We start from the raw sequence: 25,264 nt of genomic DNA, 5'->3' as shown, positions 1-25,264 counted from the left end.
CGTGCGGAAGAGGAGGACTATGGCGAGCAGGACCTACGGGCGGATTCTGGCGCTGGCAGTGCCGACCTTCGGCCAGCTCATCGCCGAGCCGACCTTCATCCTCATCGACACGGCCGTCGTCGGGCATATCGGCGACGCGGCGCTGGCCGGCCTGTCCGTCGGCTCGACGATCATCCTGACCACCGTGGGCCTGTGCATATTCCTCGCCTACGGCACCACCTCGCAGGTCGCGCATCTGATCGGCGCGGGGCGCCGGCGCGAAGGCCTGGAGGCCGGCATCGACGGACTGTGGCTGGCCCTGATCATCGGCATGGCCGTGTCGGTGGCCCTGTTCGGACTGGCCGAGCCGCTGTGCTGGGCGATGGGCGCGCGCGGAGCGGTGCTCGACAATGCGGTCGCCTATCTGCGGGCGATTGTCTTCGGCCTGCCGGGCATGCTGCTGGTCTATGCGGCCAATGGCATCTTCCGCGGATTGCAGAAGGTGCGCATCACGCTGATCGCGGCGGTGTCGGGCGCGCTGGTCAACACGGCGCTCGAGCTGCTCTTCGTGTTGGGCTTGGGCTGGGGCATCGTCGGATCCGGCGCGGCCACGCTGATCGCGCAATGGTTCATGGGAATATTCCTGGTGGCGCCTGCGCTGATGTGGGCGAAGTCGGACGGAGCCTCGTGGCGGCCGCGTTGGGACGGGGTGCTGCAATCGGCGGGCGACGGGGCGCCGCTGTTCCTGCGCACGCTGGCCCTGCGCGCGTGCATGGTGGCCACGGTGATGCTGGCCACTCGCATGGGCGTGACCGTGCTGGCCGCCTATCAGGCAGTCAATTCGAGCTGGAACTTCGTGATCAATATGCTCGACGCCATCGGCATCGCGGGACAGGCATTGGTCGCCACCGAATTGGGGGCCGGACGGCGGAGCGAGGCCCGCGCGATGACGCGGGCCGCCGGACGCGCTGGGCTGATTGGCGGAGTGGTCATTGGACTGGGGCTGGCGATGGCCGGATATCTGGCCGCGCCGTTGTTCTCGCCGACGCCCCAGGTGCAGGGGCTCATCATGGTGGGCATGGTCACGCTGGCCGTGTTCCTGCCGCTCGGCGGCTGGATGTGGGCTCTGGACGGCATCCTCATCGGCGCGGGCGACTACCGATATCTGGCCCTGACCTGCGGGATTACGGCCGCAGTGTATCTGCCCTGTCTGTTCGGCATCGCCACGCTCGACGGCATGGGCATGGCGTTCTTGGATTCGGATATGGCGCGCATGGTGGTGCTGTGGGCCACCATCAACATCCTGTTCGTCGGCCTGCGCGGACTGTTCAATGGCCTGCGCGTGCGCGGCGACCGCTGGATGAGGTAGGGCGGACCTAGACTGCAACGGACCGCCTCGCCCGTAGCGGCACGATTTTCAGACGACACGCCGCGTGTTCTGAAAAACGTGCCACTGAGTCCGGATCAGTGGCATGTTTTTCAGAAGATACAGCGTGTCGTCGGAGATTTGTGCCGCTACGGCAGACTCAGTGGCACATTTCTCAGAAGATACGGCGTGTCATCTGAGATTTGTACCGCTCAGCGCGATCACATGTATCGGCGGGCGGCGGCGACCATCTGGCGGACCAGGCCTTCGCGCCATTTGCTCCAGCCATAGCGTTTGGTGATGGTTTCGCCGGCGGTGGCCCCGAGCGAGGAACCGTCGGCGCGGGTCAGCTCGAAGAGCATGTCGAGCAGCGTGGAGTCGCCGTCAATCCGTTCAGCCAGAAGACGACCCGTCTCCGGATCCGCCGGGTCACGGCCCATGGCGAATTCGCTCAAGATCAGATGTTCGCGCACCAGCAACGTGGCCATGCGCACCACATCGTCGCCGAATCCCATGCGCCGCAGAATCACCGGCACATGGCGCGCGCCCTCGGCGGCGTGGTCGGCGACCGCGGGGCGTTTGCCGATGTCATGCAGCAGTCCGGCCAGCAACAGCGCGGCACGATGCGGCCCGTCATAGTGGCCGACGGGGCCATCCGCCCCGTCCGTGGCCAGCCGCGTCACCACCTCGACGCTATGGCGGTCAATGGTGAAGCGGTGCGCGGCCGAGGCACTGGGCCGGTTGCGGATGCCCAGCCATTCGGGAATCCACCGCCCGGGCAAGTCCACGACGTCAATCGCCTCCCACACCTCGGGCAGCGGCTTGCCGCATCCCAGCAGACGCAGGAACAAACCGCGAGACTGGTCGTCCCACTGATTGTCATGGATCGGGCACAGCCGCAGATGCGCCAAGGTGGTCGGATTGATCGGCAGACCGGTCTCGCCGGCCGCCACGGCCACGCGCAGCGCAAGGTCGGCATCGGTTTCCGGCCGGGCGCCGGGAGCCAGCACCAACTCGCCCTCGTGTCGGGCGACTCCAGGGGCCACCGTTTCGAAGGTTGGGGCCGCGCGGCGTCCCCCGCCGCGCGGCGACAGTATCTGGAAAAAGGAGAATCGCGGCCGCTCGTGGGTAAGGGAATGTTCGGCGCGCGAGGCCGTCGAATCCAGCGCGAAGGCGACGCGCCGCCCAAGGCGGGCCAGCAACGTCTGCATATCGTCGATGGACTTCGCCTCCCGCTCGCCGCCAAGCGGCAGCGTCGGATCGGCCAGGCCCAGCATCGCCGCGACTTTGTCCTGATAGGGCGTGAGCAGCAGATTCGTATCCTTGCGCGCGACCAAATGGATGCAATCGCGCACGTCAAGCAGGCGTTCGACGGCGTCGTCGTAGGCACCATGCGGACGGTCGGCCAGCCACGAGGCGGCGAGCGCCGAAACCAGCACCGCATCGCGCAGGCCGCCACGAGTCTCCTTGATATCCGGCTGATTGAGATAGGGCAGCTGCCCGAATTCCTCAAGCCTCGACTGCGCGGAATCCAACAGCTCGGGCAGGCGTTTGCGCGCGGCTTTACGCCATCGTTCGAGAATGGAATCGGCGGTGGTTTCGATCAACGCCTTGTCGCCGGCGAGGGGTTTCACATCCAGCCATCCCATCGCGGCCGGCAGATCATGATCGGTGACGGCCTCGCATTGCGCGCGGGTGCGCACCGCGTGGTCGAGGTCGAGCCCCGAATCCCAAAGCGGATACCACAGTTTGTTGGCCAGCTCGCCGATCTGCTCGTCGCCCAGGGCATGCCCGTCGGTGATGAGCACGAGGTCGAGGTCGGAGCACGGGCCGATCTGCCCGCGGGCCAGCGAGCCCACGGCGGCCAGCCCCACGCCGGAGGACGGCACATCGAAGGATGCGGACACAGCCTCGCAGGCCTCGCCCCATAGACCGCGCAGCGCCTCCATCGCCAGTTCGGTGCGGGCGCGCCGCTTGCCCGCCCCATCGCGCAGCACGCCGTCCGCATCCGGTTGGCTCAGCGCCGCGAACCGGTCCTTGAGGCCGTCGACCGATGACATATGTATCCCCTTCTTATGAAGAACCCCCTCGTAGTGAGGGGGTTGAGTTCCGCTATGAGTTGCGCTCTGTCATAAGGATGGCTCCGCCGGCACGGAAGCCCACAGGGCTTCCTCTGCGGCCGGCTCGCGCGGCCATCACATCTTTCAGATGGCCGCCGATCCGGTTTCGCCCGTGCGCACGCGGGTGACGGAGTCAAGCGGCGCGACCCAGACCTTGCCGTCGCCGATGGTGCCGGATTCGGCGGCCTTGACGATGACGCCGACCAGCGTATCGGCGTCGGCGTCGTCGGACAGCACCTCGATGCGGATCTTGGGAATCAGATCGACGGTGTATTCGGCGCCGCGGTAGACCTCGGTGTGCCCGCGCTGGCGGCCGTAGCCGTTCGCCTCGGAGACGGTCAGGCCGTGCACGCCGGCGGCCGCCAGGGCCTCCTTGACGTCGTCGAGTTTATGCGGCTGGATGATGGCTGTGATGAGCTTCATCTCACTTCACCTCTTTCAGGATGGAGCTGGCGGTGCCAGCGAAATCATAGGCGCGCTCGCCCTGGTCGGCCAGATCGACGCCGCCGATCTCCTGGGCCTCGGTGACGCGCCAACCAATGGCCTTCTCCAGGGCGAAGGCGATGATGCCGGTGACCACAGCGGAGTAGACGATCGCGACAAGGGCGATGATGACCTGCACGGCCAGCTGACGCCAGTCGCCGCCGGCGAGCAGGCCGGTGCCCGCGCCGAAGAAGCCGATGAGGACGGTGCCAGTCAGGCCGCCGACGCCGTGCACGCCGACCACATCAAGCGAGTCGTCATAGCCGAGCTTGAACTTGAGGCTGCAGGCAAGGCAGGTCAGGATGCCGGCGATGGCGCCGATGACCATGGCCCACAGTGGGGAGACCACATCGGCGGCGGGCGTGATGGCGACCAGGCCAGCGACCATGCCGGAGGCGGCGCCCATGGCGGTGTAGTGGCCGGAGCGGATCTTCTCGGTGAAGCCCCAGGCCAGCATGGCGGCCGCGGCCGCGGCGGTGGTGGACACCCAGGCGTATCCGGCGGTGCCGTTGGCGGCGAAGGCGGAGCCCGCGTTGAAACCGAACCAGCCGAACCACAGCAGGAAGGCGCCGAGCATCACGAAGGGCACGTTATGCGGGCGGAACGGCTGCGTGCCGAAGCCCTTGCGCTTGCCGATGATGAGCACGATGACCAACGCGGCGACTGCGGCGTTGATATGCACGACGGTGCCGCCGGCGAAATCATGGGCGGAGGCGCCGAGCGCCTGCGAGATGGCGCCATCAGGGCTCAGCAGACCGCCGTTCCACACCATATGGGCCATCGGGGCGTAGCACAGGGTGACCCACAGCGCCACGAAGATCATCCAGGTCGAGTACTTGATGCGCTCGGCGATGGCGCCGGTGATCAGAGCGACCGTGATCATCGCAAAGGTGGTCTGGAAGGCAACGTCGATGGAACCGGGATAGTTGCCGTCGGTGTTCGCCGCCGTGTAGACGCCGTCCTGCGCCACCATGGAGTCCTTGAGCAGGAAGCCCGTGGCCGGGTCTCCGAAGATGCCGCCGATGTCATTGCCGGCGTAGGCGATGGACCATCCCCACAGCACCCAGATCACAGCGGTCACCGACAGTGCGGCCGCCGAAAGCATAAGCATGTTGAGCACGGCCTTCGCACGGACCATGCCTCCATAGAAAAACGCCACACCCGGCGTCATGAGGAAAACCAAGGATGCTGAGGTCAACAGCCACGCGGCGTTTCCGGTATCCATGTCACCCTCCCTCTCTATTCGAATTCATTTGCGTCGCCCTTATCGGGGTCAACATGACGGTATCGAACGCCCCTTGGATGTTGGGGACGTTACGAGAGGTTACGGGTATGTAAAACGACGGACGCCGCAACGGCTTATACCGTTGCGGCGTCTGGAATGGGACCGGACTTGGGTGGGGACGGCTCCCCGCGCGGATACCCCTTTGGGGGAAGCCGGTCAGGCGAGGATGCCGTCGACGAAGGAGACCGGGTCGAAGGGAGCCAGATCGTCGGGGCCTTCGCCGAGGCCGACGAGCTTGACGGGCACGCCGAGCTCACGCTGGACCGAGATGACGATGCCGCCGCGGGCGGAGCCGTCGAGCTTGGTCAGGACCACGCCGGTGATGCCGATGGCCTCGGCGAAGACCTTGGCCTGCGTCATGCCGTTCTGGCCGGTGGTGGCGTCGAGCACCAGCAGCACTTCGTCGACCGGCAGGTTCTTCTCGGTGACGCGGCGGATCTTGCCGAGCTCGTCCATGAGGTTGGACTTGTTCTGCAGGCGGCCGGCGGTGTCGATGATGAGCACGTCGACGTTGTCGGCCTTGGCACGGGCGGCGGCCTCGAAGGCCACGGAGGCCGGATCGGCGCCATCCTGGTCGGAGCGGACGACCGGCACGCCGACCTTGGCGCCCCAGGTTTCGAGCTGGTCTGCGGCCGCTGCACGGAAGGTATCGGCCGCGCCCATGACGACGGATTTGCCTTCGGCGACGAACAGTCGGGCGAGCTTGCCGGCCGTGGTGGTTTTGCCGGTGCCATTGACGCCGACCATCATGATGACGGAGGGGCTGGAGGCACCGGGCTTGGCGGCGTTGAGCGTGCGGTCGGTGTCGCGGCCCACGAGGTCGAGCAGCCGGTCCTTGAGGCCCGCGCGCACTTCGGCGGGGTCGGATTGGCCGGCGATGCGCGCATCGGCGCGCAGGTCAGAGACAAGCTGTTCGCTGGCCTCGGCACCGACGTCGGCGAGCAGCAGGGTGTCTTCGACATCCTGCCAGTCGTCCTCGGAGAGGTTGTCCTTGGCAAGGATGTTGAACAGCGCCTTGCCGAAGGGGTTGGCCGACTTGGACAGGCGCGCCTTGAGGCGGGTCAGGCGCGAGCCGGTGGATTCGGGGGTTTCCAAGGCGGGGGTTTCGCGTTCCTCGGAAGCGGGAGTGGGTGCCGGGATTTCGCGTTCCTCGGACGGAGCTTGGGAGGAGACGGCCTGCGGTTCCTGCCGTTCGTCGGTCCCAGCGCCTTCCCCGAACTTCGCGTCCTCCAACGCGGAAGCCTGCGGCTCCCCAGAGCCCTTGCGAGAACGTGCGAACAGCACGCCCGCGACGATCGCCACGACGATGATGGCGGCGATCACAATGCCGATGATGATATTCGTATCCATAGCCCTTTAGTCTACGCAACACAGGCACCGGACCCGACCGGCGGCTAAGCTGGTCCCATGGCCTCTTCCTCACGCATGACGTCGTTTCAGCGCCGCGAACAGCTGATCGACGTAGGGCGCTCCCTGTTCGCCGACAAAGGCTTCGAAGCGGTGAGCGTGGAGGAGATCGCCAGCCATGCGAAGGTTTCAAAACCCATCGTCTACGAGCATTTCGGCGGCAAGGAAGGCCTCTATGCGGTGATCGTCGACCGCGAGATGCGCGCGCTGACCGAGGCGCTGACCGCCGCGCTCGGCGATCCTCAGCTGCACCCGCGGCAGATCGTGGAGCGCACGGCGCTGGCGCTGCTCACCTATATCTCCGACAATGCCGAGGGGTTCAAGGTGCTGTCGCGCGATTCACCGAGCACCGACCCGTCCGGCTCGTTCAGCTCCCTGCTCGGCGATATCTCGATGCGCGTCGAGGACCTGCTCACCGACGCCTTCAAACGGCGCAAACTGTCGCCCAAGGGCGTGCCGTATTACGCGCAGATGCTCGTCGGCATGACCGTGTTCACCGGCCAATACTGGGCCGACCGTCCCAAGGTGAGCAAGGAACAGCTCGCGGCCTATATCGTCGACCTTGCCTGGCACGGCCTGTCTCGCCTCGATTCCAAGCCGACGCTGGTGTTCGAGGGCAAGGGCACGCGCCGCCCCCGACCGGCCCCCGAGGAGACATCCGGGGAAAAACCGGGGACGGAGGACGCGAACGAAGGTTCAGCCGACGGCGAATAAGTGCTAACGTGTGGTTCGCCGGGCAAACGCACGGCCCCACCACCATCGCAGTACCAAGGAAGTAACGTATGCCCACACCAGCAAAGACGCTCACCTTCGTGGTGCCCGCATACAACATGGAGACGTGGCTCGAGCGCTGCGTCCACTCGCTGACCGCGGCGCGGCGCATCGACGACATCGAGGTGATCGTCGTCGACGACGGCTCCTCCGACGGCACCGGCGCGGTGGCCGAGCGATTCGCCGAGCGTATGCCCGATGTGGTGCGGCTGGTGCGCCAGCCCAACAAGGGGCACGGCGGGGCCGTCAACACCGGCATCGCGGCGGCGCGGGGCCTGTATGTCAAGGTCGTCGACGCCGATGACTGGGTGGGGCCCGAATCGCTGGAGCAGGTACTGTCCGCGTTGCGTGAGCAGGCGGCCTCCGACGCGCCGGTGGACATGGTCGTGACCAATTACGTCTACGACAAGGTCGGCAAGCGCCGCAAGCACGTCGTCAATTTCCGTCGCGCGATGAAGGCCGGGGAGACGCTGGGCTGGGACGATCTCGGGCGTTTCGGCATCGCCGAATACATCCTCATGCATGCGCTGATCTTCCGCACCGAGGTCGTGCGCGCCTCGGGCATGGAGCTGCCGGAGCACACGTTCTACGTCGATTTCATCTATTCCTACGCCCCGTTCCCGTGGGTGAAGACGATGCTGTATCTGGACACGCCGTTCTATCACTATTTCATCGGACGCGACGGGCAGAGCGTGCAGACCGATGTGATGGTGCGCCGCGTCGACCAGCTGCTGCTGGTCAATCACCGGATGGTCGAGGCGACGCCGGAGCCGGGCACGGTGCCGGAAGGGCTGTATCGGTATATGATCCATTTCCTCGCCATCGAGAGCTCGGTGACCAGCGTGTTCCTGATTCTGTCGGGCAAGCCGGAGAACTATGAGCGCCGGGACCGTCTGTGGACCGATATCGAGGCACACTCCCCCGCCGTCGCGCGCGATGTGCGCCGCAAGCTCATCTCACGCGCGCTGCGTCTGCGCGGGCCGGTCGGCCGCTGGCTGATCCGCAACGGCTATCGCGTCGCCGAGCATTTCATCGGGTTCAACTGACGGAGGCCATGCCGCCTAGAACGCACGCGTCAGGAAGGGGCTGCGCCCCATATCCTCGGGCGTCGTGGACACGGTGATGGACATGTATTCGGGCCGGCAATAGCTTTCGGAATACTCGCAGATCCGCTCCCCCGCATAGGCGCGTCGGGTCTGCTTGAGCAGCGGGCTGCCGACCGCGGCGCCGAGCAGCCGCGACTGGATGTAGTCGGCCGCCGTGGCCGTGACGTTGATGCGCGTGGCCGTGAACCGCACTCCGTAATGTTCCTCCAAGGATTTATAGAGGAAGTGGATCTGCCCGTCATATTGGTCCAGCGCGGGGAAATCCTCGCGGCGCAGGTAGCTGATGACATAGAGGAACGGCTCTCCGTCGAGGATCTTCTCGCGTTGCAGCCGCCAGACCGGCGTTCCCTCGTCGACCTCCAGCGCCTGGGCGACTTCCGCCGAGGCCGGGACCGTATCGATGGTGGAGGGTTGGCCGACGATGTCCTGCGCGTCGCGCCCGGCGAAATCGGTGCTCACCTCGGTGCGTCCGGTCAGCGCGAAGGCATAGCTGTCCATGCGCCGCACCGGCAGCACCTCCGTGCCCCGGCCTTGGGTGACGCGCAGGAAGTTGTCGTTCTTGAGCCGCTTGATCGCATTGCGCACAGTGGTGCGGCTGGCGTCGAACCGCTCCATGAGCTCGGCCTCGGGCGGCAGGAAGCTGCCCTCCGGATAGGTGCCGTCGAGGATATCGGCGCGCAGGCGGTTGCAGATGGCGATGTATTTGGGGGTCGTCGAACGGCCGTTCCCCGCCACCGCGCCGTCCGCCGGTTCCTTTGCCGTAGCGTCCGTCATATCCGTCTCCGCTTCTATTGATGAGTCCTTTTCATCCTCTTTCAGATACTAAATTGATACCTTTTTTTCAGCGCCATGTCAACGATATGCGCAAATTCGCCTTCGCCCGACTTGACATCCCTTTAAAACATATCGTATTCTTTTCATACCTTTTAAAGATGTTTAACGGAGACATCACCGAAAGGTCTGAAATACGAGAGAAAGGTTCGCAGGTGAATCGACAGGATATCTGGGCCCCGACCGGGGACGCCATCTCCGACGGCAAGATGGCCGACATATTGGATTATTTGCACGTCGCGCATAACGGCGGCGCCGACATCGACGCCTTCGTGCGCTCGGACTACGGGCAGGCCTATGGCGAGCGCATCCGCCTGGGCTTCCGTTTCGAGGAGGACCCGGCTGGCAAGGCCATCGACGAGCATTACGCCGGCCTTGGCCTGAAGCGGCGCATGATGCAGAACGACGACTATTACCAGCGCTGGATCCTCATCACCCCCGAGGAGATGGAGCGGGAGGCGGCGACGGGCCGCCGCTTCCCGCTGGTGTTCGTCAACCATGGCGGCTTCGTGCCGATCCCGACCGACGAGTTCGCCAGCGGATGGCCGCAGGTCGCCGCCAAGGAACGCATCATCGTCGTCATGCTGCAGAACACCAACTGGCAGAATGTGCGGCGCGTGCTCGACCGGCTCGTCGAGCTGTGCCCGGTCGACGTCGAACGCGTGTATATGACCGGCGAATCGCAGGGCGGCTATCAGGTCACCTCGGCGATGTTCCGCATGCCGGAGCGCTTCGCCGCCGTGGCCCCCTGCGGCAACGACATCTGGCGCGACTGGGACAACTTCAACACCCCCTTCACCGACGAGGAATACGCGCGGCTCAAGCGCACCTTCGTGCCGTTCATGCAGGTCGTGGGCCAATACGAGGCCTCGAACTTCGCGCCGGTCAACGACTGGGGACCGCGCAAGGACTGGGGCCGCAAGGAGGACACCTCGCACACCTACCGCGATCCCAGGCGCGACGACGAGAGCGACCCCACGCATATCGTCGGCGGACGGCGCGCGTTCTCGGACCAGCCCGCCCCGCCCGAAGGCGCCGACAAGCACGAATGGATGATCGAACGGCTCAACAAGCGCATGGACAGCCTCGGATGCGCCCCGCGCGACGCCGCCACCTGCATCTCCTATCTCGACGAAGCAGATAGCGAGCTGCACCGGGTCGTCGGTTTCTACGGCGACGAGGAGCGCACGGACATCCATTACGGCGCCAAGCACTGGATGGTCGACATCCGCAATGCCGATGGCATCGACGCCTTCCGCTACGTGGTGGCGGAGAACGCGCCGCACTGCTGGCCGCTGATGGCCGCCGAGCTGGCGTGGGACTTCTTCCGGCAATTCCGACGCGACGCCGCCACCGGCGCCATCGTCGCCGACGACCGGCACTGACGCCAGCCGACTCCATAACACGACGACATATGACGAGAAAGGCACTGACATGACCTCCACCGACACCCGATCCGCCGACATCGCCGCCGAGCGCGGCTCCGGCTCCGGCTCCAAAGCGACCATCTGGTCGCTCGCCTTCGCCGGCCTGCTGCTGGCCTATTTCCTCGTGAACCTCGGCCTGAACATGGCCAACAACCTCTCCACGCCCTACGCCAAGTCCCTCGGCGCCACACCCGTCGTCATGGGCATCGTGGCCACCGGCTTCACCTACGGCTCGATGGTCTTCAAACTGGTTTCCGGACCGGCCATCGACTCCTTCAACCGCAAGTGGCTGCTGCTGGGCGCCGTCGGCATCATCGGCGTCGCGTTCATCGGCGACGCCTTCGCCACATCCGTGCCCGTGCTCATCACCTTCCGCATCCTGCAGGGCGTCGGGCAGGCCTTCACGGCCACGACCTTCGTGGCGCTGGCGGCGGACACGCTCAGCAAGGAGAAAATGGCCTCCGGCATGGGCGTCTTCGCCTTGGGCACCGCGGGTTCGACGCTGCTCGGCGCCTTCGTCGGCCTCAAGATCCAGGAGGCGACCAGCTTCCGCACCGCGTTCCTCATCGCCTTCGTCGTGCTGGCCGTGGGCTTCGCCTCCGTGCTGTTCGCCCCGCTGCGCCAGACCAAGTCCACCAAGAAGTTCAGGATCTCGCTCTCCGGTTTCATCGCCAAGGAGGCGCTGCCGCCGGCATTGATGCAGTTCCTGTTCATGATGGCCTGGTCCAGCGTGTTCGCCTTCCTCGTCGTCTTCGGTCAGGAGCAGGGCCTGGGCAGCAATGTGGGCCTGTTCAACACCGCCTACGGTTTCGTGGTCTTCTTCGCCGCGCCGCTGGCAGGCCGCCTGGTGGACCGCTTCGGCTACTACATGGTGCTGCCGATGCTTGCGCTTATGGCCACCTCCCTGTGGCTCATCAGCTTCTCGAACAACCTCGGCATGCTGATCTTCGCGGCCGTCGTGGGCGCCTTCGGCTACGGCGCCGCCGGACCCGTCGCCCGCTCCATGGCCATGAGCATGGTGCCCAAGGAGCGCCGCGGAGCCGCCAGCAGCACCCTGTTCGTCATGTCCGACATCGGCCAGCTCGTCGGCCCCATCGTCGGAGGCGTGTTCGTCTCCATGTTCGGATACGCCGTCATGTTCCGCATCGCACCCGTCTGGGTGCTGCTCGCGGCCATTCTGCTGGTGGTCACCAAGCGGTATGTGAACCGTCGCATCGCCGCGCAGACCGCCGCCGAGGACACGGCCGAAACCGCCGAGGCCGCGCCGTCCAAGGCCTGATGCCCCGCTCGACGGCGGGCGGCCAACCGCCCGCCGCGCACCTTGGGCGGCGAAGCTAAGATGGAAGCATCCTTGGCTTCGCCGCCCGCATCCATCCTGTGAAGTCGTTGGGAGGACAACGGTGTCCATCACGTCCAGCACGCATCCGTTCGCCACGGTGTTCGTCGCGTATCTGCTCATCAATCTCGGATTGGAATTCGGCGAGACCCTGGTCTCCCCGCTGGCGGCATCGATGGGCGCCACGCCTGTGCTCATCGGCATGGTCGCCACCGGCTTCACCTACGGCTCGATGCTGTTCCGTCTGGTCTCGGGACCGGCCATCGACGCCTTCAACCGCAAGCATCTGCTGGCCGTGGCCGTCGCCATCATCGGCGTATCCTTCGTCGGCAGCGCCTTCGCCACCTCCGTGCCCATGCTCCTCGCGTTCCGCATCCTGCAGGGCGTGGGACAGGCGTTCACCGCGCCGATCTGCCTGACGCTCGCAGCCGACGTGACCGCCCGCAAACGCATCGCCAGCGGCATCGGCACACTGGCCGTGGCCCGCGGACTCGCCGGCATGATCGGCCCGTTGACGGCATTGAAAATCTGCGAGGCAACCGACTATCGCACGGCGTTCATCATTGCGGCCATCGTGGAGGCGGTCTGCCTATTCACCGCGCTGCGCCTGCCGGTGCGTGGCCCGCAATCCCGCAAGCCGCTGCGCATATCCCTCTCCGGCTGCATTGCCAAGGAGGCGCTGCCTCCGGCCATGATGCAGTTCCTGTTCATGATGGCCTGGTCCTGCGTCTATGCCTTTCTCATCGTCTATGGGCACGAACAGGGGCTCGGCAGCAATGTGGGCCTGTTCAATACCGTCTACGGCATGGCCGTGTTCGTCGCCGCGCCGCTGGGAGGCCGCCTGACGGATCGTTACGGGCATCTCATGCTCATCCCGATGCTGATGCTGATGTCGGGTTCGCTCTGGCTGATCAGTTTTTCGGACGATATCGGCACGCTTATCGCCGCGGCCGTCGTGGGCGCCTTCGGCTACGGCGCCGCCGGACCCGTCGCCCGCTCCATGGCCATGAGCGTCGTGCCCGAGGAACGGCGCGGCGCGGCCAGCAGCACCCTGTTCGTCATGTCCGACATCGGCCAGCTCGTCGGCCCCATCGTCGGCGGGCTGCTGGTCTCCGCGTTCGGATACGCCGTCATGTTCCGCATCGCCCCCATCTGGCTCGCCCTCGCCGTGATCCTGCTGCTGTCGACACGGCACTATGTGCGACGGCAGGCGGCACGCTGGGCGGATTCCGGCGAGGCGGCATAGCGCGATTCAATTCTCTACGCATCTTTCGTAAAATCCCCGAGTACGTCACAGGCTCAGCCTCATATACCAAAAACGGGAGGCCACAAAGTGGCCTCCCGCAACACAACCATGAACCGTCAGTTCACCGTGTAGCCCTGTTCCTTACCGTATGTGACCAGATCGTCCTGCCAAGCATCAAGTCCCTGCTGCAGGGTCTGGGCAGAGGGGTCGCTGTAGCCCTTGCCGACTTTGTCGGGATAGATGGTGCCGGCATAGACCTGATAGGGCAGGTATTGGTAGCGTTCCTTAACGTGCCCGGCAGAGGCGGCGAATACTTCGTTAATCTTCTGCCCGCCGAAATAGTCATCGGTTTTGTCGAGGAACGGGGCCTCTTCGAGTTCGGCGGTGGAATTCGGGAAATCGCCGTTCTCCACACGCACCTTGGCGCCTTCGCCAACGCTGATGTATTTGGCGAACTCGTAGGCTTCCTTCGGATGCTTGGTGCCTTTGACGATGGACAGTCCGCCGCCACCGTTCTCAGTGCTCACGGGATCGGACGGATCCCACATCGGAATCTCGGCGACGCGCCACTTGCCATTGCCATCGGGGACATTGGTCTTCAGATTGACCGGCATCCATGCGCCGATGAGCAGCGAGGCGATGCGTCCGGAATTCATGCCGCGATACCAATCGTCCGTCCAGCTCTTGGTCGTGGTATCGACCAAGCCATCGGCCAAAAGGCTCTGCCACATATCGGCAACCTTGTTGACGTTCTTATCGCCCTTGAGGTTGATGGTCACATGCTCGCCATCGACCTTGAAGGGCTTGCCTCCTGCTTGCCAAATCAGCGAATTGATGAAGCCGGCATCTGGGCTGTCGTTGGTGATGTAGACATCGTCGCCGAGGGCATGAATCTTCTGCGCCGCGACGATATAGTCGTCCCAGGTCTTCGGCGGCTCGGTCACACCGGCCTTGTCGAAAAGTTCCTTGTTATAGAACAAAGCCATCGGACCGGTGCCCATCGGCATGATGTACATCTTGTCGTTGAAGACGGCCGCGGACTGCGCACCCATGGTCAGCCCATCGAGCACATCTTTTGCGCCGAATTGGTCCAGCTCCTCCAATGCGCCCTGAATGGCGAACTGCGGCATGGCGTCCGCATTGAGCATCACCAGATCCGGGGCACCGGACCCTGCGGAAATCGCATTGCCCAGCGCCACGTATTCATCGTTGCCAGACCCTGCGTTCACCAGCTTGATTTGGATGTTCGGATGACTCTTGTTCCATGCCTTGACCGCATGCGGCAGCACCGGGTCCCAAGACCACAGCGTCAGGTTCACGACTTCGTCGTCCGCCCCCGATCCGCCGCCGGCGGTCGTGCCGCAAGCTCCCAACGAAAGCGCCATCGCCGCCACCGCAACCGCGCCCATCGCCTTGTTCAACCTCACCATTGGTATCTCCTATCTCTGGATGATGTGTATTCAGTTATGAGTCGAAGCATTCGTTTCGCGCTGCGCATCACGCAAGACGCACCAAGAAGGTCGCCGCCTGGTGGACACCTTGGGGAAGGGCCAGCGTCAAGGCCCCGGATTGGGGATTCCAGCGAGCCGACCAGTCGCGAACCGCGTCCCGTTCCCCGTCACCACCCGGGAACACAGCTTGCACATCAGCCGCACAGCCGGCCCATCCCGGCACCGGCAACTCGACGTCGCGCATATCGGCGTCCCTGCACCACACGGTGACCAGCGCCCGGCTCTCCGTTCTCAGTCCATAGGCGACCACCCGGTCCTCCCATCCCGGCAGTCCCGCCGACCAGAACGGAACAGAATCGGCGATAAATGGCCTCACATATCGCTTGTATTCCTCCACGGCGTCCCTGACCCGCGCGATCTGTGCATCGGACATGCGATTGAGGTATCCGGACAGATAGCAACGCCCGAGCATCGTCGTGTTAAGGATGAACTCGTTCGTCCTCTCGTCAAAATCGGCCTGGGGATAAGCCCAGTTCGCCGCCTGCTCGGGCAGCATCATCATCCCCGCCGCAGCGGCGATGGTCGGATAGGCCCTCCAATCGGTCTGGTCGGAGGTGGACTGCAGCTGCACGCGAGACAAGGTGGCGCCATCCATCCGCATGGCCCCTGACGCACAGTTCTCGATGATAAGGTCTGGATAGCGGCGATGCAGATCATCGATCCATTCCAGATACGCACGATTGTGCCCGAGCAGACCGTCACCGGGACTGGGATTCCGCGAATCGGTGCCGACGCCGGTGGTGACGTTGTAATCGAATTTGAAGTATCCGACGCCCAGCTGATCAATCAGACGGTCCACCATGGCGTCAAGATGTCCACGGGCGGCCGGATCGCGCAGGTCAAGCAGATAACGCTCCTGCTCGACGACCCGTCTTCCCATGCGTTGGAAGAACGCGGATTCCGGCAACCGATGCGCCAACGGACTGCGCACACCGATCACTTCCGGCTCTAACCATATGCCCGGAACCATGCCGGCCGCGCGAATCGCATCCGTGACCTCGGACAGACCTGCGGGGAAACGCCGCGCCGACGGACGCCACTCGCCGACCGACGGCCACCAGTCGCCGTCATCGTCATACCAACCGGCATCGATGCAGAATATCTCCGCCCCCCGCCTTCGCCGCCGCCCCGACCAGCGGAAGCAAACGTTCGGTGGAGGGGTCGCCGCAAAGCGTATTCATATAGTCGTTGAAGACGATATGCACGGTCTCGTTGTCGGGATGGGGCACACGGATGGCGCGACGATAGGCGGTCAGAGCTTCCACGGCCGTGTCTTGGTCCGCGGCCACCGTGAACGACGCGGGAACCGTCGAGAAAGACTCACCGGGAGCAAGCGCATGCGTCCAGGAATGGTCGATGTCGGTGGGGCCCGAAAGGGAATACAATCCATCGTCGACCTCATCGGCAATCTCCCAGCGCCATGCCCCGTTGTGCTCGACCTGAAACACCCAGGTCAGTCCGAGGTCGCGGTTATCAAGCAGCGCCAACGGCGCATGGGCGGCGGTCGGGAACGACCCCGACGACGCCACTTTGTGCTCCCCACGCACTGCGCCGCAGTCGGCCAGGCGTGGGCATAGATCACGCACCCTGGAGCGACGCCAGCGCCCCTCTGCCAGCCAGTCATTGTCGGCGGACAGAAGATTCCAGCCCTCCATGCCGGCGGACCGGCCTTCCGGAGCGCCAAACGCACACGACCAACTGGTCACCGACTGCAGGATCAGCGGCGATTGCGCGCCATTGGTCACCTCGACGCCCACACGGATCATCGGGGCATCGCCGATCAGCTCGAACACCGTGCGCACACCGATGCCATCGGGACCGACTTGCGCAACGACCAGCCGACGTCTATCGCCGTCACGCTCCTCGCGATGCGCCTCATAACGCAGGTCCCGCCCGACAACGGTATGGGAAAGCCGGTCACCGGCCAGCGTATGGCCGTATCCCACGGCGGTGATCTCGACCATCGGCACCCGATGGGGAAAGGCGACCGTCACACCGTTCATCGTCAGAGAGGCCATGGTCACGCAGGATTCCTCGTCCCATTCCAACGCCAGACGCACAGAATCATTGCCCCATGCCTTTGACACGCGCCGTTCGCTCATATCCACCTCGACACTGATATGGAATCGTTTACCTACTATGCCGCATTGGCACCATCTATTTTTTGAAGTATATATGGAAACGATTACATATCAAAATTCACTCACTCAAGGCGTGTCGAACTTTGCCAGCCCACAAATTAATATGAAATCGTTCACCTAAACACGCCGCCCAAGGAGGCCATATGCCACGCGCCGGCAGCAGACGCACCGCGACGATACTGGACGTGGCGCGATGCGCCGGGGTGTCGGCGGCCACCGTGTCCCGCTACCTCAACGGCAACGGATATGTCAGCGACGAGACGAGCGATCGAATCGCGCAGGCCATCGCCAAGCTCAATTACAGACCCAACCAAGTGGCGCGCGCGCTGGTGCACGAACGCTCGCAATCGCTTGCGGTGTTCTCCTCGGAAACCGCGCTTTACGGCGCCGCAAGCTTCATCAAGGGAATCGAACGCCGCGGCACACAGGCCGGATACCTGGTCAGCATCGTGTCAACGGATCGAGAGGACATCGCAGGAAGCCGACGAGCCGCCGAGCTCATCGGCGCACAAGCCCCGACGGGAGCGCTGTTCATCAGCGTGGACCCCGCGATCGAGGAAGCATATCGCACGCTACCGGCCCACATGCCCAAAGTCCTCGTCGGGCAACCCTGGCGCAACGGCATGCCATATGTCTCGATTTGCGAAGAACAAGGCGGATATGACGCGACGGCCCATTGCTGTCGCTCGGTCACCGAACCGTTCACCATGTAGCAGTCGACTATGCATCAGGCAGTTCGTCGCGCACCGCCGGCTGGCAACGCGCACTGCAGGAGACCGGAGCACCGATTCCCAAACCCATCATCACGGATTGGTCACCCGAAAAAGGCTATGAAGCGGGGGCACAGCTAGCATGCATGAACGACGTGACAGCCGTATTCGTCTCGAACGACGAGCTGGCGATGGGCGTAATCAGCGGGTTGTGCGACCATGGACGCCGCGTGCCCGAAGATGTAAGCGTCATCGGTTTCGACGACCATCCCTTGGCCAAGGTGTGCCGACCTCCGCTAACAACGATTCACCAACACTTCGAAGAAGCCGGCGGACGCGCCGTGGACATGCTGCTGCATTTAGTGGAATGCGCCGACGCGAACAGAAGCATCGAGCCGCAGGCGATGTCGGACAACTTGCCGGGCCGGCTCATCGTCCGTTCGTCCACATGTGCGCCAGCCGCCCGATGTGATGCCCTAGGAACCGCCGGGCTCTTTTGAAATCATCTCCGGCAAAAGCGAACAAGCCGACTCACCAGCGCGGCTTGAGGGAGTTGCTGGCGTAGCCGTCCTCCATCTTGCGGGAGACGGAGCGCAGGGCTTCGGCTTCCTCCCGGTCACGGACGTCGGCGCTGGATTGCAGTTTGTCAGCTTTGCGCTCGACGCCGCGCTGCGTGCTGAAACGCATGCACACAATGCAGATGACCACGACGGCGACAACCGTCACCCAGAACGTCCAGTCCATAATCCCCTTCCGATGTCCGCTGATTTATGCCCGGAACCAGGCTCAGCTATGACAAACCCCTCGGATCGCTGGGATTCCAAGGGGCTATGTGCCACGGCCAGTGCCCCCTGTGGGATTCGAACCCACAACCCACGACTTAAAAGGACGCTGCTCTAACCGTTGAGCTAAAGGGGCGCGTTCACAAGACGTGGCACAATGGCCCATCATACAACGCAACCGCGGACACGCCAAATGCAACGGAAGCCTCGAAACAATGCGTTCCGAACTTCGGCCTATCCTCCAGAGGATATATTTTGTGAATAAAAACCGTATTTCGCTTGATATTTTGTGAATGAAACGCTGATTTTCTTGTATATTTTGGGAAAAAGGTAGTATTTCCAACGGTTTCGGAGGATGTCATGCTCAAGCGTCACGCATACGACCGATTGCTGGATTGGAAACGATTCAAAACCAAGCAGGCTCTGCTGGTCATGGGAGCTCGCCAAGTGGGCAAGACCACGCTCATGCGCCACTTCGCGGCAACGGAATACGCCAATCTGGCTGAGATCAACTTCATCGAAACCCCCGGCGCGGCAGAAACCGTGGCACAAGCCACAAATGCCGAGGATCTCCGGCTGCGCCTGTCCGTGCTTTCCGGAACGGAAATCACACCAGGCAAGACGCTGCTGTTCCTTGACGAAATCCAAGCATGCCAAGACATGCTCACCTGGGTGAAGTTTCTCGCCGGTGACCAGCAGCTCGACGTGGTGTTGTCCGGCTCGATGCTGGGCATCGACTTGTTCAACGTTCGATCAATACCCGTCGGTTTCATGCAGGACATGACGATGTATCCGTTGGATTTCTTCGAATTCTGCGATGCATGCGCCCTGCCAGACAGCGCAATCGCCGTAGTCCGCGAATGCTTCGCCAAGCGCGAACCCGTACCGGATTGGCTGCACGAACGACTGACCGACCTGTGGTATCGGTATCTGCTGGTCGGCGGCATGCCCGATGCGGTGCAAACATTCGCAGACTCGCCGGACATCGCGAAGGTGCGCAATATCCAAAACGACATATACGCAACCTACGAGTATGACATCACGAAGTATGTGGAGAACACAGTCGAACGACGTCATATCAAAACCATCTATGAGTCCATCCCCAACCAGCTCAACGCAGTCAACAAACGCTTCAAATTCACCAAACTCGGCCCCAATGTGCGCTTCGCTCATATGCAAACCGCTTTCGACTGGCTTGCCCATGCTGGCATCGCGCTGCCAACGTTGAAAGTGAGCGAACCCCGTTATCCGCTCGGCAGTCATGCCGACGAAAGCTCGTTCAAATTGTATATGAACGATGTTGGCCTACTGACTTCACGATTAATGCGTGACGCCGACCTGAACATCCTCAACCGTAGGTCGAGCATGAACTACGGATCGATTTTCGAAAACGTCGCGGCGCAGGAGATTATGGCCAAAGGCTTCGATCTCCATTACTACAATCAGGGGAACATAGGCGAAGTCGACTTCCTGCTCCAGGATGCGGCAGGAGATGTGTCGCTCTGCGAAATCAAATCGGGCAAAGACTACACACGTCACCGCGCAATGAACAATCTCCTGGCCACGGAAAATTACGCTTTCGCCCACGCTTATGTGTTCCATGACGGAAACGTTGAGACTAATGGACGGGTGGAATACCTGCCGATTTACATGCTTGCATGCCTTGAAGGGCCGGCACGCCGTCGTTAAGGCAACAACACGTGGGTTTGGAGATAAGCAAACCGCCATGTTCAGAGAAAACCGCCATATTCCGGCGATACTGTCCCAAACACGGCAGCTCGTTTACCGACACGAATCGTCTCAGTCGAGCCCCAGCTCGTAGGCGGCGTCCAGCTCGCGGCCGGAATAGGTTTTGAAGGCCATGAGGGTGCGGGTGCGGGTGACGCCGTCGACCTTGGCGATGCCGCCGGGGATGATCTCGGTCAGGCCATCGTGGTCCGCGGCGGAGACGACCGCCACCAGATCAACGTCGCCGGCCACTGAATAGACCTCGCGCACGCCGTGGATCTCGGTGATCGCCTGCGCCGCTTCGTTGACCTTGCCGCTCGTCACATCGATGAGCACGATTGCGTCAGTGCGTTGCGCCATGGAAACTCCTTTGTTCGGCATATCGAATGCATCGGATGAATTGACTTCATTATAAATGCGGACGGAGCCGCGGACGCGCGACGGGAATGGATATGACATCCCAAAATTCCGAGCGCTTCTGCGGCTCCGTCAATCGCTAGCGGTTAGCCGGTCACAGCCTCACGCCGCGTTAATCACCTCGACCAAATGCCCGGCGACATCGGCGTCGACACGCAGCGCCACGCGCACATGCGCGCCCTCGACATCGTGCCAGCCGGTGCGCTGCCCGCGCAGGTCGCAGATGAGCTGGCCGCGGCCCGGCCCTTGCGTGTCGTCCACGTCCACCGGCACGCAGGGCGCCAGATCGGGCACGATGCCGCCGGCGCAGATGGCAGCGGTGAGCGGATCGTGCAGCGCGCTGCAGCGGCGTCCGTATTCGGGCACATGGAAATCGAAATAGAAGTCGAGGATTTCGCCGACGGCGCGACCCACCGGATTCGGCCCATCGAGCAACGCATGACGGTGCTCTTCCTCGAAGGTATTGGCCATGGTCACATCCAACGGCGCCACCATAATCGGCCAGTCGGCCGCGAATACGATGCGCGAGGCCTCCGGATCATGCCCGACGTTCGCTTCGGTGACCGGGCTGATGTTGCCGGGCACCATCGCGGCACCGCCCATGATGGTCACGGACGCAATGCGGGACGGCAGCGCGGGATCGACTTCAAGCGCTGCGGCGAGGTTGGTCAGCGGCCCGACCGCAAGCACATGCAGCTCGCCGGGCATGTCGCGGGAGAGACGCAATAGCATCTCGACGGCGCTTTCCTGCTCCGGCTGACGCTCGGCATGCACCAGTTCGACGTTGCCAATGCCATTGTCGCCGTGCACATTGCGCACACCGCCGCCGAAGTGGTTCACGCGATAATCGCGCGCACCCACGGCAACCGGCACATCGTCGCGCCCGCCCAACGCCAGCAGGTCCAGCGCGTTGCGCGCGGCCTGGTCGGCGCTGGTATTGCCGCACACCGTGCCGACGCCGACAAGTTCGACGCTCGGCGAGGCCATGAGATAGGCGAGAGCCAGCGAATCGTCGACACCGAGGTCGCAGTCGAAATACACCTTGCGGACTGCGTTGTCATTCGTTGTGGTCATGTATCCACGCTCCTTCTGCGAGAGGCTGAGATCAATCGTTGCATAGCACGGCTACAGCTGGCTGGGCGGCGCGGCCGCGCATCACGCCGCCCCGGGTTGACTCAGGACTGCTCGCTGCCTTCCGCGGCCTTCATCACCATGCTGGAGGCGAAGGCGAACGCCGTGATGACGATCGAGACGATAAGCGCCATGCGCACGCCGCCGACGGTGCCGTTCGAAGCGAACGGGGAGACGAGCGCGGTGCCCAGGCTGGCGCCAAGGCCGAAGCATGCGCCGGAGACGGCCGGCAGAGAACCCTTGGAAGCCTCGGGCGAGAGCACGACGCCCAAACCATTGAGCGTGGTGAGGGCCAGCGCGTTGTATCCGATGCCAAGCACACCCACACAGACAACCATAACCGCAAGATTGGTGGGAATGGCGGCCATGACGGCGAGCGCGGCAAGACAGATGATCAAACCGATGCGCAGCGTGCGGATCCAGCCGATGCGCGGAGCAAGCCAGCCGACGGCCGGAGCACCGATGATGCCGATGACGGCGGGCGGCACAAGGAAATACAGCGAGGAGATCGAAGCGCTCATGCCGAAGCCGATCTCGGCGTTCTGCGCGAACACGATAACGGTGAAGTTGATGACGGCGAACACACCTGCCAGCGTGAGCAGCACGGCCGCAACCAGAGGCCAGACATGGCGAGACTTGAGCTCGTGCAGGCTGATCAGCGGATCCTTGGCACGCGATTCACGCATCACGAACAGCACAAAGGCAACAACAGTGACCGCGAGGAAGATCCAGGTGATCGGAGCGGCCCAGCCATGGCCGTCGGAGGTGCCGTAGGTGATGAAGCGGCCGAGGCAGATGACACCGACGCTCATGAACGCGCCGCCCCACCAGTCGAAGCGGCCCTTCGAGCTGGGCGGAAGCTTCGGAAAGACAGTGGCCACGCCGACGGCAGAGATGAGCACGAAGACGATGATGACGATGAACAGGGAGCGGAAACCGAAGTTCTCGGTGAGCAGGCCGCCGAAGTACCCATCGACGCCGCCGACGCCGCCGTTGATCGCGGTGATGACGCCAAGCGTGATGCCGAAGGTCTTGGCATCGAGCGCCTCGGAAAGCACCAAATAGGAAATCTGGAAGGTGGCGGAGCTCAGACCCTGCAGTGCGCGGCCGACGAGCAGCACGGGCAGATTCGGGGCGAATACGGCCAGCAGCGAACCAGCGAACAGACAGCCCAAGATGAAGAACAGCATATTGCGTCGGCCGATGTAGTCGCTCCACCGGGTCAGGCAGATGCCGCCTACGGAGCCGAAGAGCATGAACAGCGAGCTGATCTGGGAGACATCGTTGAGCGAGGCACCCAACTCGTCCGCGATGTTCGGCAGGGCCGGCGTGACCATGCTGGCGTTGAGCTGATACGACAGCACACACATCACGAGGGTTGCGACGAGCAAGATCATGCGCTTGCCCGTCAGGGGCCCGGCGACGCCACCCACACGCTGGGTATCGGTATTGGTCATGGTGACTCCTTTGTCATGTTCTATCCACTGGGTATGATTTCATACCCTAGTATGAAGTAAGATATCATACTTATTGGTATGACATCATATCGCGTGTCGCGGGCGGATAGAATGGAAGACAGTATCCGATCATTCGAGGGAAATAGCCGAAGGAGCCGCCATGCATACCGCCGCCACCGATTACCTATCGCAACCCCTGCTCGTACCTGCGCGCCAACCCATCCGCATCGCCGTATATTCCCGGATTGCCGCCGGCATCCGCTCCGGCACACTGCCGGCCGGCACACTGCTGCCACGTGAATCGGAACTCGCCGCGATGCTCGACGTCAGCCGCACCCCCGTGCGCGAAGCGCTGATTCTCCTGGAGGAGGATGGCCTGCTCACCACCAAACGCGGCGTCGGTCGTTTCGTCTCGGACACACTGCCCACGGTGGGCCTCGAGAAAATCCGCCCCTTTGAGGAAGCGCTGACCGACCCCGACGCCCCATTTGACATCGCGATGGTGCGACTGACCAACGACCCAGCCACCGAATTCGCGGCAGAGCACCTTGAGATTCCCGTCGGCGCGGCGACATGGTTCCGCGAAAACCTGCTGTCACGCAACGGACAGCACAAGGTCATTGTGCAGGAGCATGTTCCCGCCGATCCATCCACTCGACTTGGAGAGCGGCTGAATGCACTCATCCGCCAGCATGGCGACGACGACCGCACGCTGCTCGGCACACTGATCGACGCGGGCAATATGACAATTACCGCCGGCGAATGCCGCATCTGCATCAGCACAGCCGGCAAATCCCGAGCCGCGCTGCTCGAGGTTGACCCCGACGCCCCCGTGCTGGTGCTGACCGAAATCGTGCGGAACAAGGAGCAGCCGGTCTACCTAGGCAAAGTCATCATCGCCAAAGGACTGGGCGATCTGTCGATTATGCAATCCGCGATCTAAGCACGCAGGACGCCCGCACGCCCCGAGCCGGTTCCTTCCGCCGTCGCACGCACCTCGATACCGCTTTCTCAGCATCACTCCGACGCTGCGTCAGTTCCATTGTGGATAGCCCAAACCCTATCCACAAGAGGTTATCCACAACACGCCGGTACCCCAACCTCCGACCACAATGCCCGGTCAGACTCGACATGACGCTCGGCCAAGCCATAGCGTCGAAATGAACGCCTGACAAAGACATCGGAGCAAACGGAGGGAAACGGACATGAGGGGAACACAGCACGACACGACATTCGCAGAATCTATCAAATTTGATAATATCAAACTTGATAACCACGAGAACATGGCGAGGCAACGATGAATGACTTCGCCATCATGTATTACTCGACCCCGGATGGAGACGTGCCAATGCTCGACTTCCTGAAAAACCTCGACATCAAGCTCCGCGCCAAAGTGCTCCGAGACATGGCACTACTCAAGGAGTACGGCAATGCGGTGCGCGAGCCCCAATCCAAATACCTGGCCGAGGGCATCTTCGAACTCCGCAGCAAACAATCCACCAATATCGCCAGATCGCTGTATTTCTTCGAACCCAACAGAACAGTGGTTTTCACAAACGGCTTCGTCAAGAAAAGCACTGAAACGCCCCGTAGCGAACTCGACAAAGCCATCACACGAAAAATCGATTGGGAAAGGCGTCACCGATGACCGATGATTTCACCATGTTCCTCGAGGAACAACTCAAAGATCCCACGTTTCGCAAGGAATGGGACGCACTCGAGCCCGAATACCAGGCGGCGCGGGCCGTGATCCAGGCGCGGATCGACGCCGAGATGACACAGGCCGAACTGGCCGAGCGGTGCGGGATGAAGGCCTCGAATATCAGCCGGCTGGAATCGGGCAACTCCGTGCCCACGATCCGCACGCTATGCCGCATCGCCAAGGGGTTGGGCAAGACGCTGCGCATCGAGATTGTGTGAGGGCGCGCACGAGGGACGCAGAGAAGGGACGCTCGAAGAAATAATGCGCCCGCGTACAGTTAAGCGAGCCGCCATCGGGAAAACCACTTTCGTTGGAGAATAGCGGTTTT

Annotated in this window: 24 protein-coding genes and 1 tRNA gene; 12 read left to right on the top strand and 13 right to left on the bottom strand. The window is 63.0% G+C overall.

What is annotated here, in order from left to right:
* Window positions 1-19: 19 nt before the first annotated feature.
* Window positions 20-1,348, top strand: coding sequence for an MATE family efflux transporter (locus AC1AUD_RS10495; RefSeq protein ID WP_476574331.1), 1,329 nt, complete (start codon window positions 20-22; stop codon window positions 1,346-1,348).
* Between the two features lie 218 nt (window positions 1,349-1,566).
* Here the strand turns inward: AC1AUD_RS10495 and AC1AUD_RS10490 are convergent, their stop codons facing one another.
* The 4 genes from AC1AUD_RS10490 to ftsY form a co-directional block, all read right to left on the bottom strand.
* Window positions 1,567-3,405, bottom strand: coding sequence for a [protein-PII] uridylyltransferase family protein (locus AC1AUD_RS10490; protein ID WP_476574330.1), 1,839 nt, complete (start codon window positions 3,403-3,405; stop codon window positions 1,567-1,569).
* Between the two features lie 144 nt (window positions 3,406-3,549).
* Window positions 3,550-3,888, bottom strand: coding sequence for a P-II family nitrogen regulator (locus AC1AUD_RS10485; RefSeq protein WP_476574329.1), 339 nt, complete (start codon window positions 3,886-3,888; stop codon window positions 3,550-3,552).
* A gap of 1 nt (window position 3,889) precedes the next feature.
* Window positions 3,890-5,173 carry an ammonium transporter gene (locus AC1AUD_RS10480; RefSeq protein ID WP_476574328.1) on the bottom strand — a complete coding sequence of 428 codons (1,284 nt, stop codon included), beginning with the start codon at window positions 5,171-5,173 and terminating at the stop codon, window positions 3,890-3,892.
* A gap of 216 nt (window positions 5,174-5,389) precedes the next feature.
* Entirely contained in the window at window positions 5,390-6,583 is a 1,194-nt protein-coding gene (gene ftsY, locus AC1AUD_RS10475; RefSeq protein ID WP_476574327.1) for a signal recognition particle-docking protein FtsY, read from the bottom strand.
* Window positions 6,584-6,658: 75 nt separating this feature from the next.
* Between ftsY and AC1AUD_RS10470 the strand changes: the two genes are divergently transcribed.
* Window positions 6,659-7,354, top strand: coding sequence for a TetR/AcrR family transcriptional regulator (locus tag AC1AUD_RS10470; RefSeq protein ID WP_476574326.1), 696 nt, complete (start codon window positions 6,659-6,661; stop codon window positions 7,352-7,354).
* 68 nt (window positions 7,355-7,422) lie between these two features.
* Window positions 7,423-8,457 (top strand): glycosyltransferase family 2 protein, encoded by a 1,035-nt coding sequence (locus AC1AUD_RS10465; RefSeq protein ID WP_476574325.1) that lies wholly within the window; start codon window positions 7,423-7,425, stop codon window positions 8,455-8,457.
* A gap of 15 nt (window positions 8,458-8,472) precedes the next feature.
* Here AC1AUD_RS10465 and AC1AUD_RS10460 read toward each other — a convergent pair whose 3' ends face one another.
* Window positions 8,473-9,291, bottom strand: a complete 819-nt coding sequence (locus AC1AUD_RS10460) for a GntR family transcriptional regulator (RefSeq protein WP_476574324.1) — start codon at window positions 9,289-9,291, stop codon at window positions 8,473-8,475.
* A 212-nt stretch (window positions 9,292-9,503) separates the two neighbouring features.
* Between AC1AUD_RS10460 and AC1AUD_RS10455 the strand changes: the two genes are divergently transcribed.
* The 3 genes from AC1AUD_RS10455 (at window position 9,504) to AC1AUD_RS10445 (ending at window position 13,357) form a co-directional block, all read left to right on the top strand.
* Window positions 9,504-10,733: an alpha/beta hydrolase family protein gene (locus tag AC1AUD_RS10455; protein ID WP_476574323.1), complete on the top strand. Its 1,230-nt coding sequence runs from the start codon at window positions 9,504-9,506 to the stop codon at window positions 10,731-10,733.
* Between the two features lie 49 nt (window positions 10,734-10,782).
* Window positions 10,783-12,054 (top strand): MFS transporter, encoded by a 1,272-nt coding sequence (locus AC1AUD_RS10450; RefSeq protein WP_476574322.1) that lies wholly within the window; start codon window positions 10,783-10,785, stop codon window positions 12,052-12,054.
* Window positions 12,055-12,175: 121 nt separating this feature from the next.
* Entirely contained in the window at window positions 12,176-13,357 is a 1,182-nt protein-coding gene (locus tag AC1AUD_RS10445) for an MFS transporter (protein WP_476574321.1), read from the top strand.
* A 116-nt stretch (window positions 13,358-13,473) separates the two neighbouring features.
* Here the strand turns inward: AC1AUD_RS10445 and AC1AUD_RS10440 are convergent, their stop codons facing one another.
* The 3 genes from AC1AUD_RS10440 to AC1AUD_RS10430 form a co-directional block, all read right to left on the bottom strand.
* Complete coding sequence (locus tag AC1AUD_RS10440; protein ID WP_476574320.1) at window positions 13,474-14,787, bottom strand: ABC transporter substrate-binding protein; 1,314 nt, start codon at window positions 14,785-14,787, stop codon at window positions 13,474-13,476.
* Between the two features lie 67 nt (window positions 14,788-14,854).
* Window positions 14,855-15,961, bottom strand: a complete 1,107-nt coding sequence (locus AC1AUD_RS10435) for a glycoside hydrolase family 36 protein (RefSeq protein ID WP_476574347.1) — start codon at window positions 15,959-15,961, stop codon at window positions 14,855-14,857.
* Window positions 15,942-16,970, bottom strand: a complete 1,029-nt coding sequence (locus tag AC1AUD_RS10430; protein WP_476574318.1) for a hypothetical protein — start codon at window positions 16,968-16,970, stop codon at window positions 15,942-15,944. The genes AC1AUD_RS10435 and AC1AUD_RS10430 overlap by 20 nt, the downstream gene beginning before the upstream one ends.
* A 182-nt stretch (window positions 16,971-17,152) precedes the next feature.
* On the opposite strand from AC1AUD_RS10430, the gene AC1AUD_RS10425 reads away from it, so the two are divergent.
* Complete coding sequence (locus tag AC1AUD_RS10425) at window positions 17,153-17,722, top strand: LacI family DNA-binding transcriptional regulator (protein WP_476574316.1); 570 nt, start codon at window positions 17,153-17,155, stop codon at window positions 17,720-17,722.
* Window positions 17,686-18,219, top strand: a complete 534-nt coding sequence (locus AC1AUD_RS10420) for a substrate-binding domain-containing protein (protein ID WP_476574314.1) — start codon at window positions 17,686-17,688, stop codon at window positions 18,217-18,219. The genes AC1AUD_RS10425 and AC1AUD_RS10420 overlap by 37 nt, the downstream gene beginning before the upstream one ends.
* A 31-nt stretch (window positions 18,220-18,250) precedes the next feature.
* Here the strand turns inward: AC1AUD_RS10420 and AC1AUD_RS10415 are convergent, their stop codons facing one another.
* Both AC1AUD_RS10415 and AC1AUD_RS10410 read right to left on the bottom strand, forming a co-directional pair.
* Window positions 18,251-18,463: a hypothetical protein gene (locus AC1AUD_RS10415; protein ID WP_476574312.1), complete on the bottom strand. Its 213-nt coding sequence runs from the start codon at window positions 18,461-18,463 to the stop codon at window positions 18,251-18,253.
* Between the two features lie 101 nt (window positions 18,464-18,564).
* Window positions 18,565-18,637, bottom strand: a tRNA-Lys gene (locus AC1AUD_RS10410).
* 224 nt (window positions 18,638-18,861) lie between these two features.
* On the opposite strand from AC1AUD_RS10410, the gene AC1AUD_RS10405 reads away from it, so the two are divergent.
* Window positions 18,862-20,190: an ATP-binding protein gene (locus AC1AUD_RS10405; protein WP_476574310.1), complete on the top strand. Its 1,329-nt coding sequence runs from the start codon at window positions 18,862-18,864 to the stop codon at window positions 20,188-20,190.
* A gap of 111 nt (window positions 20,191-20,301) precedes the next feature.
* On the opposite strand, the gene AC1AUD_RS10400 is transcribed toward AC1AUD_RS10405, so the two are convergent.
* The 3 genes from AC1AUD_RS10400 to AC1AUD_RS10390 form a co-directional block, all read right to left on the bottom strand.
* Window positions 20,302-20,589 (bottom strand): Lrp/AsnC family transcriptional regulator, encoded by a 288-nt coding sequence (locus AC1AUD_RS10400; RefSeq protein WP_476574308.1) that lies wholly within the window; start codon window positions 20,587-20,589, stop codon window positions 20,302-20,304.
* Window positions 20,590-20,748: 159 nt separating this feature from the next.
* On the bottom strand, window positions 20,749-21,720 hold the full coding sequence (locus AC1AUD_RS10395) for a nucleoside hydrolase (protein WP_476574306.1): 972 nt from the start codon (window positions 21,718-21,720) through the stop codon (window positions 20,749-20,751).
* 101 nt (window positions 21,721-21,821) lie between these two features.
* Window positions 21,822-23,234, bottom strand: a complete 1,413-nt coding sequence (locus tag AC1AUD_RS10390; RefSeq protein ID WP_476574304.1) for an MFS transporter — start codon at window positions 23,232-23,234, stop codon at window positions 21,822-21,824.
* Between the two features lie 160 nt (window positions 23,235-23,394).
* On the opposite strand from AC1AUD_RS10390, the gene AC1AUD_RS10385 reads away from it, so the two are divergent.
* The 3 genes from AC1AUD_RS10385 to AC1AUD_RS10375 all read left to right on the top strand — a co-directional run bounded on the left by AC1AUD_RS10385 (window position 23,395) and on the right by AC1AUD_RS10375 (window position 25,154).
* Window positions 23,395-24,177 carry a GntR family transcriptional regulator gene (locus tag AC1AUD_RS10385; RefSeq protein ID WP_476574303.1) on the top strand — a complete coding sequence of 261 codons (783 nt, stop codon included), beginning with the start codon at window positions 23,395-23,397 and terminating at the stop codon, window positions 24,175-24,177.
* A gap of 354 nt (window positions 24,178-24,531) precedes the next feature.
* Entirely contained in the window at window positions 24,532-24,882 is a 351-nt protein-coding gene (locus AC1AUD_RS10380; protein WP_476574301.1) for a type II toxin-antitoxin system RelE/ParE family toxin, read from the top strand.
* Entirely contained in the window at window positions 24,879-25,154 is a 276-nt protein-coding gene (locus AC1AUD_RS10375) for a helix-turn-helix domain-containing protein (protein WP_476574300.1), read from the top strand. Before AC1AUD_RS10380 ends, AC1AUD_RS10375 begins: the two co-directional genes overlap by 4 nt.
* The last annotated feature ends 110 nt before the right edge of the window (window positions 25,155-25,264 follow it).

The organism is Bifidobacterium sp. LH_730 (assembly GCF_056355835.1).
This window is presented reverse-complemented; position numbering and strand designations above follow the sequence as displayed.

What these genes read in the sequence shown, in the direction of transcription:
- AC1AUD_RS10490 (WP_476574330.1), bottom strand. Translation starts at nt 3,405, where the DNA reads ATGTCATCGGTCGACGGCCTCAAGGACCGGTTCGCGGCGCTGAGCCAA.
- ftsY (WP_476574327.1), bottom strand. Translation starts at nt 6,583, where the DNA reads ATGGATACGAATATCATCATCGGCATTGTGATCGCCGCCATCATCGTC.
- AC1AUD_RS10375 (WP_476574300.1), top strand. Translation starts at nt 24,879, where the DNA reads ATGACCGATGATTTCACCATGTTCCTCGAGGAACAACTCAAAGATCCC.
- AC1AUD_RS10430 (WP_476574318.1), bottom strand. Translation starts at nt 16,970, where the DNA reads ATGAGCGAACGGCGCGTGTCAAAGGCATGGGGCAATGATTCTGTGCGT.
- AC1AUD_RS10495 (WP_476574331.1), top strand. Translation starts at nt 20, where the DNA reads ATGGCGAGCAGGACCTACGGGCGGATTCTGGCGCTGGCAGTGCCGACC.
- AC1AUD_RS10390 (WP_476574304.1), bottom strand. Translation starts at nt 23,234, where the DNA reads ATGACCAATACCGATACCCAGCGTGTGGGTGGCGTCGCCGGGCCCCTG.
- AC1AUD_RS10415 (WP_476574312.1), bottom strand. Translation starts at nt 18,463, where the DNA reads ATGGACTGGACGTTCTGGGTGACGGTTGTCGCCGTCGTGGTCATCTGC.
- AC1AUD_RS10425 (WP_476574316.1), top strand. Translation starts at nt 17,153, where the DNA reads ATGCCACGCGCCGGCAGCAGACGCACCGCGACGATACTGGACGTGGCG.
- AC1AUD_RS10465 (WP_476574325.1), top strand. Translation starts at nt 7,423, where the DNA reads ATGCCCACACCAGCAAAGACGCTCACCTTCGTGGTGCCCGCATACAAC.
- AC1AUD_RS10460 (WP_476574324.1), bottom strand. Translation starts at nt 9,291, where the DNA reads ATGACGGACGCTACGGCAAAGGAACCGGCGGACGGCGCGGTGGCGGGG.
- AC1AUD_RS10405 (WP_476574310.1), top strand. Translation starts at nt 18,862, where the DNA reads ATGCTCAAGCGTCACGCATACGACCGATTGCTGGATTGGAAACGATTC.
- AC1AUD_RS10485 (WP_476574329.1), bottom strand. Translation starts at nt 3,888, where the DNA reads ATGAAGCTCATCACAGCCATCATCCAGCCGCATAAACTCGACGACGTC.
- AC1AUD_RS10380 (WP_476574301.1), top strand. Translation starts at nt 24,532, where the DNA reads ATGAATGACTTCGCCATCATGTATTACTCGACCCCGGATGGAGACGTG.
- AC1AUD_RS10395 (WP_476574306.1), bottom strand. Translation starts at nt 21,720, where the DNA reads ATGACCACAACGAATGACAACGCAGTCCGCAAGGTGTATTTCGACTGC.
- AC1AUD_RS10385 (WP_476574303.1), top strand. Translation starts at nt 23,395, where the DNA reads ATGCATACCGCCGCCACCGATTACCTATCGCAACCCCTGCTCGTACCT.
- AC1AUD_RS10450 (WP_476574322.1), top strand. Translation starts at nt 10,783, where the DNA reads ATGACCTCCACCGACACCCGATCCGCCGACATCGCCGCCGAGCGCGGC.
- AC1AUD_RS10470 (WP_476574326.1), top strand. Translation starts at nt 6,659, where the DNA reads ATGACGTCGTTTCAGCGCCGCGAACAGCTGATCGACGTAGGGCGCTCC.
- AC1AUD_RS10480 (WP_476574328.1), bottom strand. Translation starts at nt 5,173, where the DNA reads ATGGATACCGGAAACGCCGCGTGGCTGTTGACCTCAGCATCCTTGGTT.
- AC1AUD_RS10400 (WP_476574308.1), bottom strand. Translation starts at nt 20,589, where the DNA reads ATGGCGCAACGCACTGACGCAATCGTGCTCATCGATGTGACGAGCGGC.
- AC1AUD_RS10440 (WP_476574320.1), bottom strand. Translation starts at nt 14,787, where the DNA reads ATGGTGAGGTTGAACAAGGCGATGGGCGCGGTTGCGGTGGCGGCGATG.